General features: G+C 66.4%; 12 protein-coding genes. 1 reads left to right on the top strand and 11 read right to left on the bottom strand.

Features of this window, described 5'->3' with window-relative positions:
* Positions 1-11: 11 nt before the first annotated feature.
* The 4 genes from CLU87_RS14885 to CLU87_RS14870 all read right to left on the bottom strand — a co-directional run bounded on the left by CLU87_RS14885 (position 12) and on the right by CLU87_RS14870 (position 5062).
* Positions 12-995, bottom strand: a complete 984-nt coding sequence (locus CLU87_RS14885) for a tripartite tricarboxylate transporter substrate binding protein (protein WP_056748292.1) — start codon at positions 993-995, stop codon at positions 12-14.
* A gap of 72 nt (positions 996-1067) precedes the next feature.
* Positions 1068-1754, bottom strand: coding sequence for a response regulator transcription factor (locus CLU87_RS14880; protein WP_099730954.1), 687 nt, complete (start codon positions 1752-1754; stop codon positions 1068-1070).
* Positions 1751-3955 (bottom strand): ATP-binding protein, encoded by a 2205-nt coding sequence (locus tag CLU87_RS14875; protein ID WP_233193794.1) that lies wholly within the window; start codon positions 3953-3955, stop codon positions 1751-1753. The genes CLU87_RS14880 and CLU87_RS14875 overlap by 4 nt, the downstream gene beginning before the upstream one ends.
* A 42-nt stretch (positions 3956-3997) precedes the next feature.
* On the bottom strand, positions 3998-5062 hold the full coding sequence (locus tag CLU87_RS14870) for a CDP-6-deoxy-delta-3,4-glucoseen reductase (RefSeq protein ID WP_099730953.1): 1065 nt from the start codon (positions 5060-5062) through the stop codon (positions 3998-4000).
* Positions 5063-5110: 48 nt separating this feature from the next.
* On the opposite strand from CLU87_RS14870, the gene CLU87_RS14865 reads away from it, so the two are divergent.
* Entirely contained in the window at positions 5111-6055 is a 945-nt protein-coding gene (locus CLU87_RS14865; protein ID WP_099730952.1) for an SDR family oxidoreductase, read from the top strand.
* A 50-nt stretch (positions 6056-6105) separates the two neighbouring features.
* On the opposite strand, the gene CLU87_RS14860 is transcribed toward CLU87_RS14865, so the two are convergent.
* The 7 genes from CLU87_RS14860 to CLU87_RS14830 form a co-directional block, all read right to left on the bottom strand.
* Complete coding sequence (locus CLU87_RS14860) at positions 6106-6765, bottom strand: DUF4124 domain-containing protein (RefSeq protein WP_099730951.1); 660 nt, start codon at positions 6763-6765, stop codon at positions 6106-6108.
* A 44-nt stretch (positions 6766-6809) separates the two neighbouring features.
* Complete coding sequence (locus CLU87_RS14855) at positions 6810-7361, bottom strand: hypothetical protein (RefSeq protein ID WP_099730950.1); 552 nt, start codon at positions 7359-7361, stop codon at positions 6810-6812.
* A 339-nt stretch (positions 7362-7700) separates the two neighbouring features.
* The gene (locus CLU87_RS14850) at positions 7701-8660 is read right to left on the bottom strand and encodes a chemotaxis protein (protein ID WP_015015359.1); all 960 of its coding nucleotides are present in this window, start codon (positions 8658-8660) and stop codon (positions 7701-7703) included.
* A gap of 139 nt (positions 8661-8799) precedes the next feature.
* Complete coding sequence (locus tag CLU87_RS14845; protein WP_099730949.1) at positions 8800-9102, bottom strand: antibiotic biosynthesis monooxygenase; 303 nt, start codon at positions 9100-9102, stop codon at positions 8800-8802.
* Between the two features lie 34 nt (positions 9103-9136).
* Positions 9137-10015, bottom strand: coding sequence for a LysR family transcriptional regulator (locus tag CLU87_RS14840; RefSeq protein WP_099730948.1), 879 nt, complete (start codon positions 10013-10015; stop codon positions 9137-9139).
* Positions 10016-10044: 29 nt separating this feature from the next.
* Entirely contained in the window at positions 10045-10449 is a 405-nt protein-coding gene (locus CLU87_RS14835; protein ID WP_099730947.1) for a hypothetical protein, read from the bottom strand.
* A gap of 261 nt (positions 10450-10710) precedes the next feature.
* Positions 10711-11613 (bottom strand): LysR family transcriptional regulator, encoded by a 903-nt coding sequence (locus CLU87_RS14830; RefSeq protein WP_056748276.1) that lies wholly within the window; start codon positions 11611-11613, stop codon positions 10711-10713.
* Between the last annotated feature and the right edge of the window lie 40 nt (positions 11614-11653).

The raw sequence follows: 11653 nt of genomic DNA, 5'->3' as shown, positions 1-11653 counted from the left end.
GTCTCAGGGCGTCAATCGACTTTTGCCCCGGACGCCTTCACCACCTGCTGGTACTTGGCACGCTCGCTGGCCATGAAGCTGTCGAACTGCTGCGGCGTGGTGGCCACGGGCTCCGCTAGCAATGCGGCAAAGCGGGTCTTCGTTTCGGGCGCGTTCAGTGCCGCCACAAAAGCCTTGTTCAGCTTGTCGATGATGGGCTTGGGCGTCGCGGCCGGCGCCACCAGGCCCCACCAGGTGTCGATGGAAAAACCCTTGAAAGTCGCGGACAGTGGCGGCACGCCGGGCAGCGAGGCCGAGGCGTCGAGCGAGGTCACGGCCAGCGCCTTGAGCTTGCCTGCGCGGATGTTGGGCGCTGCGGCGGCCAGATTGTCGATGTTGAAGTCCACCTCGCCCGCCAGCAGTGCCAGCTGGGCCGGGTTGGCGCCCCGGTAGGGGATGTGCAGCGCGTAGATGCCGGCACGTTGCTTGAACATCTCACCCGCCAGGTGGCCTGCGCTGCCGTTGCCGCCACTGCCGTAGTTGAGCTTGGCGGGGTTGGCCTTGGCGTAGGCGATGAGGTCGGTCACGGTATGGATCTTGAGCTGCTCGGCCTTGGCGGCGTTCATGACCAGCACATTGGGCACGCGCACCATCTGCGTGATGCCGGCAAAGTCCTTGCCTGCGTCATAGGGCATGCGGGCATACAGCCAGGGGTTGACTGCATGGGTGGCGGTGGCCGCGATGCCAATGGTCAGGCCATCGGGTGCAGCCTTGGCAATCGCGTCGGCGCCGATGTTGCCGCCCGCGCCGCCCTTGTTGTCGATGATGACCGTGCCCAGCGATTCGCGCACGCGCTCGGCCAGTGCGCGGGCCGTGACGTCGATGGGGCCGCCCGGGGCATACGGCACGATCAGGCGGATGGGCTGGCCGGCATCCTGAGCCCAGACGGCGGGGGACGAAAAAGCCGTTGCGGTGGCAGCGGCGGTGGCGAGGAGGATGAGGTTTCTGCGGTTCATGGGCGCCATTGTGCAAAAAAATCGTAAGAAAGCTTATGAAGCCCTGAGGGGGTGATGGTCAGGCGGGGACGTTCATGTCGTACGAGGCGCGCTGAGCGCCACGCCCAGGTCTTCCACCAGCATGCCCAGTTCGTGCGACGAGCGGATGTCCAGCTTCAGGAAGATGGCGGACCGGTGTGTGTCCACGGTGCGCGGGTCGATGGGGCGCTCCGGGTCACGCTGCGCCAGTGCACGGGCCACTTCCTTGCTGCTGAGGCCCGTGCCCAGCAGCTGGGCCACCTCTTGCTGGCGTGGACTCAGGGCGTTCCAGCGCTCGCGCAGCTGGTGCTGCCGTTGTGTCTGCCGTGCCTGCGTTTGCGACAGCGTGGAGGCCTTTTCGACAGCGGCCAGCAAGGTGGCTTCGTTGCACGGTTTTTCGAGCCAGTCCACCGCCCCTTGTTTGACGGCTGCCACGGCGGAGGACAGCTCACCGTGGGCCGATAGGAACACGGTCTTGAGCGCGCTGTGGCGCTGGCCGAGTTCGTGGAATACCTGCAGCCCGCTCAAGCCTTCCATGCGCAGGTCCAGCAGCACGCAGCCGGGGTGGTCCAGTGCAGCCTGCGCCAGAAAGGCCTCGCCGCCGTCAAAGGCACGCACCGTGTACCCGCGTGCGAGCAGCAGTGCGGCCAGCGATTGGCGCACGCCTTCGTCGTCGTCCACGATGTAGACCACAGTGGGGTCCAGCGAGTCAGCGGCGATGGGGGCAGTGTCGTAGGTCATGGCGCGGTGGCATTCTCGGTGGCGGGGGGGCAGGGCAGGCGGATCTCGAAGACCGCGCCGCCGCCCTCGCGATTGCGGGCCTGTAATTGGCCCCCCATGCTTTCAATGATGGAGCGGCAGATGTTGAGACCCAGGCCGAGACCGTCGGAACGTGTGGTGAAGAAAGGCTCGAACAGGCGCTCGGCGATGCCGGGCGGCAGGCCTGGGCCCCGGTCCAGCACTTGCACCAGCGCTTGGCCATCGTCTGCGGCCATGCGCAGCCGCAATTCGTGCCCGCCGGGCGGGGGCTGGTGGGTCTGCATGGCCTGCAGGGCGTTCAGGCCCAGGTTGATCACCACCTGCTCCAGCAGCACGCGGTCTGCGTTCACCGGCAAAGGGGCGCCGGCCTGTTCCACACGCACAGGGATCCCCTGGCGGCGAGCCTCGGCGCGCAAGAGCAGCTCCAGCGACTGCTCCACGATGGCAGACAGATCGCAAGGCTCGCGGCTTTCAGGGTGCTGGCGCACCCAGCGGCGGATACGACCCACGATGTCGGCGGCCCGCAGCGCCTGGGCCGACAGGGCCTCCAGGCTGTCGTGGAGGGGGCCGGTCTTGCCCTGGGCGGCCAGCGCCCGTGCGGCAGCCGCATAGTTGACCAGGGCGGCCAGCGGCTGGTTCAGCTCGTGGGCCAGGGTGGATGCCATCTCGCCGACAGTGATCACGCGCTGTACCCGCTGCAGCTGGGTCTCGCGCTGCTGCTGCTGCTCTTCGGCCCGCTTCTGCGCGGTGATGTTGACCACCGAACTCATCCAGCCGATGTGCTGGCCGCTGCCGTCGATCAGGCGTGTGGTGTAGAACATCGTGTACACGTCCGACCCGTCACGGTGCCTCAGCCGGTTCTCCCGCCCCTGCGGAAACGCGTTGCCAGCCAGCACGGTGTCGCTGTCGTTCCAGTGTCGGTCCAGCTCGTCAGGGTGCCAGTACGGGTAGGGCGGCAGCTGGCCGATGAGTTCGTCGGCCCGGTAGCCCACCATATCGCACATGGCCGCGTTGACATAGACGATGCGCCCTTCGAGGTCGCGGGCGCGCATGCCCACCAGCAGCGAGTCCTCCATGGACTGGCGGAACGCCTGTGCCTGCTGCAGCGCGTGGGTACGCTCTTGTACGCGCTGCTCCAGTTCGATGCGGGCCAGCCGGTTTTCGGCGAGGCGCCGCTCGCGCAACTGCCAGTACAGCGCACCCAGCACCAGTAGGCCCGACGCCAGCGTGGCCAGCGCCCAGGCCTGTTGCCGCGCCAGGGCCACCACGCGGCTGTCGGCAGTGACGGTGAGGGTCCAGCCCAGGTCGGGCAGCTTCTCTTCGAACGCCAGGTAGCTTTTGCCGCCCGTGCCGTCCAGGCGCAGTTCGGCACCGGGCGGGTCGTCTTGGGGGCGCAGGGTCCAGGGCACGGCGCGCGGGGTCCATCCTGTGCCGTACTGTTCGTTGTGCTGCAGCTGCTGCACGAGTGGGGTGGGCAAGGGCCGGCTGGTGCGGTAGAGCCAGCCGGGCACGGAGCCGAGAAAGACGATGCCCCGCTCGTCCGTCACGAACACTGGATCGCGCAGCTGGGCCCATGGGTCCGAGATGGGTTCCATGCGCACCTTGACCGCCACCACGCCGATCACGCGGCCCGCATCGACCACGGGGGCCGAGACAAACAGGCCGGGTTCGCCCGTGGTCTTGCCCACGCCATAAAAGCGGCCCGTCTGGCCCGCCAGGGCATCGCGAAAGTACGGCCGGTTGCCGTAGTTCTGGTGCACAAAGCTGTTGGGGGTGTCCCAGTTGCTGGACGCGAGGGTGAGGCCCTGCGGGTCCATCACGTACAGCATGTCGGAGCCCGCATGCTGGTTCACCGCCTGCAGGTAGACATTGGCTGCGTCGCGTACGGCCTGCGATGAAGGTTGCTGCAATAACTGGCGCACCAGCGGGTGCTGCGCGGTGGTGAAGGGCAGGTAGTTGTAGCGCGTGGCCACGCCACGCAGCGCCAGGGCTTGCACCTCGCCCAGGCGGCGCAGGTTGTCCCACTGGGCGTCGCGTTCGCTCTGTTCTGCCCATTCGCCCGCGCCCCACACCAGCAGGGCCGCCAGGCACAGCAGCGTGGCAATGAAGCCTCCGCGCCGGACTTGATGCCAGCGGCGGGGCGCGCCCTGCGGGGCTGGCGGGGCGGGCGCTGCACGCACCATGGGTCGTGGTCCAGGTGTCTTTATCGGCCTTGCGGGGGCGTGTCAGCCGCCGTGTTTGTCGGCTTCCGACGTGAATGCGTCGGCAAAAAACTCTTCCGGCGGCAGGCCGCGCTGGGCGCTGTAGGCGTCACGGGCGGACTCGACCACGATGGGCGCGCCGCAGGCATAGACCTGGTGACCTGAGAGATCCGCAAAGTCGTCCAGCACCGCCTGATGCACAAAGCCTGTGCGGCCGGTCCAGCCGTCCTCGGGCAGCGCGTTGGAAATGACCGGAACGTAGCGCAACCACGGCAATTCGGCCACGCGGGCCTGCACCCAGTCGGCCAGGTACAGATCGCCAGGGCGACGGCCGCCCCAGTACAACACGGTGGGGCGGCTGATGCCCTTGAACTGCAGGTGCTCGATCAGCGCTTTGATGGGGGCAAAGCCGGTGCCGGATGCCAACAGCACGATGGGCTTGTCGGAGTCTTCGCGCAGGAAAAAACTGCCAAACGGACCTTCGACACGCAGGATTTCCTTCTCCTTCATCGCCCCAAACACATGGTCGGTGAACTTGCCGCCGGCCATGTGTCGAATGTGTAGCTCCACACCCGGTGCCTCTGCCTGGGTGTGCGGCGCGTTGGCCATCGAGTAAGCGCGTCGGGCGCCGTCACGCAGGATGAACTCAATGTACTGGCCCGCGTGGTATCGGAAGGTGTCTGCGGCAGGCAGCTGCAGGCGCACCTGCATCACATCGTCTGATTTCTTTTCGAGCGAGGCCACGCGCACTGGCATCTTCTTGACGGGGTAGGCGCTTTCGTCGGTGACCTGGCGCGATTCGAGCACCACGTCGGACAGTGGCTGTGCGCAGCAGGTCAGCACCAGGCCTGCGGCCTCTTCATCGGCCGTGAGGGCCTTGGATTGGTGGGCGCCGTGCTGCACGGTGCCGCTGAGTTTTTTGCACTTGCACGAGCCACAGGCGCCGTCCTTGCAGCCGTAGGGCAGGCCCACGCCACTGCGGATGGCGGCGGCCAGGATGGCTTCGCCCGCATTGGCACTGAAAGCGCGGCCACTGGGCTGCACGGTGATCTGAAACGCTGCGGTGGTGGCAGCCTCGGCGCTGGTCATGTGTGGGTATCCTTGGAGTCGTCTCTAGCTAAGCAAACGGACCCGATTTTGCCCTCAAACCAGAACCCCCTCGGCGCGCTGCCAGCGCGCTTTCGTCGCGAACGCCTGCTCATCGTGGGCTGTGGTGATGTAGGTCAACGGGTGCTGCGCCATCTGCAGGCGGGCCCCGGGGCCGGGCGCATGCAGGTGCTGGCACTGACCTCCAGCGCTGGGCGGGTGGCGGAGCTGCGGGCACAAGGGGCCCGGCCTCTGGTGGGCAATCTGGACGATGCGGGCACTTTGCGCAGGCTGTCCGGCCTGGCGACGCGGGTGCTGCATCTGGCGCCCCCGCCGGGGGAGGGCGCAGGGGGCGATGCCTGGTGGCGTGACCCCCGTACCGTGGCGCTGACCCGCGCGCTGCGGCTGCGCACTTTGCCAATGTCGTTGGCCTACGCGTCCACCAGCGGTGTGTATGGCGACTGCCAGGGGGCCATGGTGTCAGAGACTCGGGCCGTGGCCCCCGGCACACCTCGCGCCCAGCGCCGTGTGAATGCCGAGCGCGCCGTGCGCCACTTGGGCCGTGCCGGCGTGCGGGCCACCGTGTTGCGCATTCCGGGCATCTACGCCCCCGACCGCGAGGGCGGTACGCCTGAGGCCCGCTTGCGCCGGGGCACGCCTGTGCTGGTGGCCGAGGACGATGTGTTCACCAACCACATCCATGCCGAAGACCTGGCGCGCGCCTGCATGGCGGCTGTGTGGAAGGGGCGTCCGCAGCGCGCCTACAACGTGAGCGACTCCACCCACATGAAGATGGGCGACTACTTTGATCTGGCGGCTGATCTGTATGACCTGCCTCGCCCGCCGCGCGTGCCTCGCAGCACGGCGCAAGAGCAGCTGTCGCTGATGCTGCTGAGTTTCATGAGCGAATCGCGCCGGCTGGACAACCAGCGCATGCTGCGCGAGCTGGGTCTGCGGTTGCGCTACCCCAGTGTGGCCGAGGGGTTGCGAGCCTGAGAGGCTGGAGAAATCCGCACTCTCCTCACCTTGCCCACATGGGCGACCGATCAGCGGGGGGAGCTATTGCCCTGGGCGTCGTAGCAGCGGAACACGTTGCACTGCGTGAATTTTTTGGGGGTGGGCGCCGGCGGTTGCACCGGCGTAGGCCGCACCGGGTAATGCGGTGGGGGCACGACGACTACCGGCGTCGTGGTGTTAGTTGACCGGGGGCGGGACTTCTCCACCTCTGCATAGCCCTGAGGGCCCAGGCAGTCCAGGTCGACCTGCCGCTGCGCTGCCTCCACCCGCAGGTTTTGTTCGTAGCCGCCGCCGGTGACGCTGCTCAACACCACATCCAGGTTGCGCCGTGAACGGGCGCACTCCGGGGAGCGTGCGTAGTCTGTGTTTTTGGCAGGAGCGGTCTGGTCGCGTTGTGTATTACGCCGTGATTCGGTCTCGGCGGCGGTCGCCTCGGCCTGCAAGCGCTGCTGTTTGCGCGCCAGCGCCTCGGCGGCTTCTTCGCGCTCCTGCTGGATCTCCTGCGGAGTTTTGCGGGCCTCCACCTCACGCACGGTGGTGCCGCTGGCGCATTTGCCGTCGGTGTAGGTGACCTTGCCCGTGGCAGCGTCGGTGCAGCGCACCACCTGCGCCTGGGCACTCAATGGAGGTAGTGCGCCCAGAAAGACCACGCACAGGCCGGCGATGAGGGAGTGGGTACGTGGCTTCATGGTGGCTGGAGAGTTGTGGGGGTAGCGGGGTCAGCGCCAGGCCATCACGGCTTGTCCGGGCTGTTGGACTGCTGGCGCGAGCGCCAGTCGTACGGACTCGGGGTGTAGCTGTCGGGTGCCAGGCGGCCGGGGCGGTTTTCGCGGTTGCGGCGGTCTTCGGCAGCGCGGCGATCCCGTTCGGCCTGCTCCCGGCGGGCCTGATCCTGTTCTCGGGCTCGGCGATCCAGTTCACGGGCCTGCTGGTCGCGGCGTTCGCGTTCGCGGGCTGCCCGGTCGCGCTCAGCGCGGTCACGGTCACGCTCTCTTTCGCGCCAGTCATTGCGGTTACGGTCGTTGTCCCACCGGTTGTCGTCGCGGTCACGTCCGCCGTAGTAGACGGCGGGCGGTGGCGGGGGGGCCGAATAGATCACGCCAGGCGCACGGTACACAGGCGGCGCTTGGTACACCGGCGGCGGGGCACTGTAGATGTAGCCTGGCTGTTCGTACACCGGGTAGCGCGGAGAGTCGTAATAAGGGTCGCCCGGCACGGTGGCACACCCTGTCACCAGGGCCCCCAGGACCGTGGCGGAAAGAATGCGGGTGATGGTGTAGGTCATGGTGATCAGACTCCGGCCGGGTGGGCGCGTTCCGCCTTGTCCGTAAAGCCCATGAAAAGCGCTCCGGTGGAGCGTTACAAATTTCAGGGGTCTGGCACAGGGGGCCAATCACTTTAGCGCGTGGGGACGGCTTTTGGTTGACTCGGCGCATGCACAGGTGCCGATGGAGGCTGTAATAACCCGTGAATATGGGGCACGCCTGCTGCTTGATATCGTCAAAAATGATAGCTATCAGAGTACGTTTTACGGACGCAATCAACTGATTCAACCAAAAAATCGGACCCGCAAAAAACAAACGGCCCCGCAAGGCCGTTGTGTTCCAGCGGATAGGGCGCCGGTTTACTTGGGCAGTACGCGGCGGATGGTCTCCGCCAGGTCTTCCGCCACAAACTTGGCCACATAGCCATCGGCCCCAACGCTGCGCACATGGTCTTCGTTGGCCGAGCCCGACAGCGAGGAATGGATGACCACCGGCAGCCCATGAAAGCGGGCGTCCTGCTTGATGTTGCGCGTCAGCGTGAAGCCGTCCATCTCCGGCATTTCCAGGTCGGTCAGCACCATGGCCACGCGGTCAAGCACCGTCTTGCCCTCGGCCTCGGCACTTTTGGCGATGGCATTGAGCCGGTCCCAGGCCTCCTTGCCGGATTTCACCATTTCATATGGCGCGTTGAGCACCTTGAGCTCTTGCTCGATGAGCGAACGGGCCACGAACGAGTCGTCCGCCGCCAGGATGATGCAACCAGGCTTGAGTTTGAGCTTGGCGCCCACCTTTTCCTCTGTGACCTCGTGACCGTCAGAGGGCGAGATCATCTGCAGGATGGCTTCCACGTCCAGCACCTGCGCGAGGCGGGACTCGTCGGTGTTGCCGTCCAGACGGGCAATGCTGGTCACCAGCTTGCCAGCAGCGCCGCTGGTTTCCGCCGACAGCACCTGTTTCCAGTCCAGGCGCACGATGTCTTCCACCGACTCGACCGCAAACGCCTGGGTGGTGCGTGCGTACTCTGTCACCAGCATGATGTTCAGGCCCGTCTGTGGCTTGCAACCCACGATGGAGGGCAGGTCCAGCACCGGAATCACCTGTCCGCGCAGGTTGACCACCCCAAGCGAATGGGCCGTGGTGCCCGCAATCGGCGTGATGCTGGGCATGGCCACGATCTCGCGGATCTTGAAGACATTGATGCCGAACAGCTCGGACTTGCCCAAGGCGCTGTCGATGCCCAGGCGAAACAGCAGCAGCTCGAACTTGTTGGTGCTGGTGAGGTTGGTCCGCTCGTCGATGTCCTGCTGGATGGCTTTCATGTTGGATCCTTCGCGCGGTAATGAAGATACGAAGATACGCGCTTTTACAAATTCTAGGACCCAAACGGCACGCGCAGTGCGCTAAATCTTCAGGCAATACCCGAATAGTGCGCTGCAGCATCCGTGCGTGGCGGCGCCGTCACACCCTGTCCGGCGTGACCGGCTCAAAGTGCACAACGGTGGGGAACGGATCGTAAAAATGGTGCAGCAGCCCTTTCCACTCCTGGTACTGGGTGGACTGGCGGAAACCCACCTCGTGGTCGGCCAGGGTGGCCCAGCGCACCAGCAGCACATAGTCCTGTGGCCGCTCCATGCAATGCCCCAGCTCATGGGACAGGTAGCCGGGCATGGAGGCAATTATGCGCTGCGCCTGGGCAAACGCCTGTTCAAACGCGCTGTTCTGGCCGGGGCGGATGGTGAGGTGGGCAATTTCCAGAATCATGGGGGGTGGCCTGAGGGGTGGATGGGGCAGGGGATCAGACCACATTGCTGCGCTGCGTGGGCTCGGGCTGGGCTGCGGTGGCCTTCATGCCGTCCGCCAGGCGGTGCAGCAGCCCGAGCAGGGGCGCGTCCGACGCATCGCAGGCCAGGCCAATGTGGCGCGAAAAGGCCAAGGGCCCGTCCAGCGGGCGGGTGAGCGCGCGGCGCGCCTGGGCTGCATGCGACTGCGGCACCACGGCCAGGCCCATGCCCGCGTCCACCATGTGCAGCAGCAGCTCCTCGCGCGCGGCGCTGGCCTGCACCTGCAGCGCAATCCCCCGCTCGGCTAGCAGGCGGATGAAGGACTGGTGCAGCGGGCAATAGGGCCACTCGATGAGGGGCAGGTTTTCAATGTCTGCCAGGCCAAAGCGCTTCTTGAAGCGCAGCGGGTGCAGCTCGGGCACCAGCATCACATAGGGCTCGTGCCACAGCGGCACAAAGGTGTCGCCGGGCGGCTTGCAGTGCTCGGCCACCATGCGCAGCCGCGCCTCTTGCGCGCTGGCGGTGAGCCGCACCATGGTGTGGGGCAGCTCCTGCGCGATGTGTGCGAACAGGGGCGTGGCCTGCTGCACCATCAGGTCGTCCTGCAGGAAGATGCCCAGCGTTTCACGTGGTGCATCGCGAAAGTCGCGCACCATGGCGCTGGACTGGGCCAGCAGGCTGCAGGCGCGGGGGTACAGCCGGTGCGCGGCGGGCGTAGGCGCCAGGCCCTGGCGGCTGCGCTCGAACAGGGTGGTTTCGAGCGCATCCTCCAGCCCCTTGACGGCCATGCTGATGGACGGCTGCGCCACAAAGCAGCGGCGCGAGGCGGCCGTGACCGAGCGCTCTTCATAGGCCGCTACAAAGTAGCCCAGTGCGCGCAGGTCAAACAGCATGGTGGCAGGGCCTTTCTTGGATCAGGTTGTCAGACCGGGGTGATGGTGGTGACGGTCTCGCGGAAATAGTCCACCTGGCCGTTCTGCGAATGGCTGGTGATCCAGGTCACGGATTCCACTTCGCGCTGTTGTACCGCATAAAAGAAGCGCTGGTGAAAGTGCGTGAGCACCCAGTCATTGCCCAGCGGCTGGCTGTGGGTGTGCAGGATCTTCGTGCCGCGCGGGAACACCTCCACCCCCAGGCGCTGCACCACGGCCATCGCCTCGGCCTTGTTGCGGGCGATTTGCCAGCTGGTGTCGGCATCGTCGCGGTAGTGGTCAATGCGGAAGTCCACATCGTCGGCAATCGTGGCCAGCAGTGTGGGCACGTCCTGCTGCTCGAAGGCGGTCAGCACGCGGTCGATGGGGAAGGTCAGTGGCGGGTTGGTCGTCATGTCGGGTCTCCGGTGGGTGGTGGGGGCAATCCATCAAACAAACCCTGGCCAGGGAGCCGCAACTGTAGGCAGAGCACGGCGCCCACACAACGATGGAATTTGTGGGTCCGTGCGATAAAAAATCGATGGGTGCCGACGAGCAAGGCTCGGAGCGGCTCACAAAACCCAGCGTAGCGGTTCTGGCTAGGCACTGCGTCGCGGGCAGTGCGAGCAGTACGACAAGACGCGGCAACGACGCCAGAAGAGTTTTGTTGGCCGCTCTCAGTCCGAAATCCCGGGCACCTGCCGCAGGTAGGCATGCAGTGCCGCAATCGACTGGCGCACCTTGGCGGGCTGGGCATCGCGTTGGGGCGTGACGGCCCAGATGTCCAGCGTGCCAAACGACCAGTCGGGCAGCAGTCGCACCAGCCGCCCGGCCTGCAGTGCTTCGTGCGAATCCATGCTGCCCACCAGCGCCAGGCCCAGCCCGGCCTCGCACATCTGCTGGATCGAGAGCTGGTTGTTGCTGGCAATGCGCGGCTCCACCCGCAGTGCGCGCGGCTCGCCGCTGGGACTGCGCAGGTCGATGAGCAACCCGCCCCCCTCTCGTGCGAAGCCCAGCCAGCTATGGGACAGCAGCGCATCCGGGTGCTGGGGCACGCCGTGTGCGGCCACCCATTCGGGTGATGCGCACAGGTACCAACTCATGCCCCCCAGGCGCCGGGCCGCCCAGGTCGAATCCGCCAGGCGCCCGTAGCGCACGGCCAGGTCGATGCGGGCGTTGATGAGGTCGATGGTGGAGTCGTCCACCAGCAGCCGCAGTCGCAGCGCCGGGTGCGCGGCCAGCAGTTCACCCAGGGCTGGTGCGATGTGCCGCGCAAACCCCACGGTGGCCGACATCCGCAATTCGCCACTGGGCGCATCGCGGGAGGCTGCCAGCTCGGCGCGCGCTTGCTCCGCCGCCGCCCACATGGCAGCGCAGCGCGCGTGGTAACGCTGGCCCGCCTCGGTGAGCGCCAACTTGCGCGTGGAGCGGTGCAGCAGCGTCACGCCGCCGTCGCTTTCGAGCTTGCGCACCTGCTGGCTCACCGCCGAAGTGCTCATGCCCAGTGCGCGCGCGGCGCCGCTCATCGAGCCGTGCTGCACCACCGAGGCAAAAACAGCCATGCGTTTGAGGTCTTCCATGTGTTTGATTGTGAAGCACAGCTTCAAAGATAAGGCAGTT

It is taken from the genome of Acidovorax sp. 59, assembly GCF_002754175.1.
Lineage (GTDB): Bacteria > Pseudomonadota > Gammaproteobacteria > Burkholderiales > Burkholderiaceae_C > Acidovorax > Acidovorax delafieldii.
Note: the sequence above shows the minus strand (reverse complement) of the source record. Positions and strands in the feature narration are given on the sequence as shown.